Origin of the sequence: Thermococcus sp. M36, assembly GCF_012027355.1 — an archaeon.
Lineage (GTDB): Archaea > Methanobacteriota_B > Thermococci > Thermococcales > Thermococcaceae > Thermococcus.
This window is the reverse complement of sequence record NZ_SNUH01000366.1, coordinates 1-388: the sequence shown is the minus strand read 5'-3', so window position 1 is coordinate 388 and position 388 is coordinate 1. Positions and strand designations below refer to the sequence as shown.

1 protein-coding gene is annotated in these 388 nt (G+C 30.4%); it reads left to right on the top strand.

The features are described 5' to 3' along the window. On the top strand, positions 1–388 hold a 388-nt coding region (locus E3E36_RS12685; RefSeq protein ID WP_167895669.1), incomplete at both ends, for a hypothetical protein.

Below are 388 nucleotides of genomic sequence, written 5' to 3'. Positions count from 1 at the left end.
CGTATAAAGAACATTAGTTTTTCTCTTTTAGATAAATTAAACCTTGAAGGTGTTTTGATAAGAGACAAACAAAAAGATACCATTTTATATGCAGGTGCTTTAAAAGTAAGAATAACAGATTGGTTTATTCTGAAAGACAAAGCAGATTTAAAATACATAGGTTTGGAAGATGCAGTTGTAAAACTGCAAAGAACAAATGCCAAGTGGAACTATCAATTTATTGCAGACTATTTTGCTTCACCCGATAAAAAGAAAACAACAAACAATAAAAAGGGGTTGGTTTTAAACCTTCAGAAAGTAGATTTAAAAAATGTTTCTTTTCTTGAAAACGATTTATGGCGTGGAGAAAAAATGGTGGTTCATATCAGTAGCTTATTGTTAGATGCAG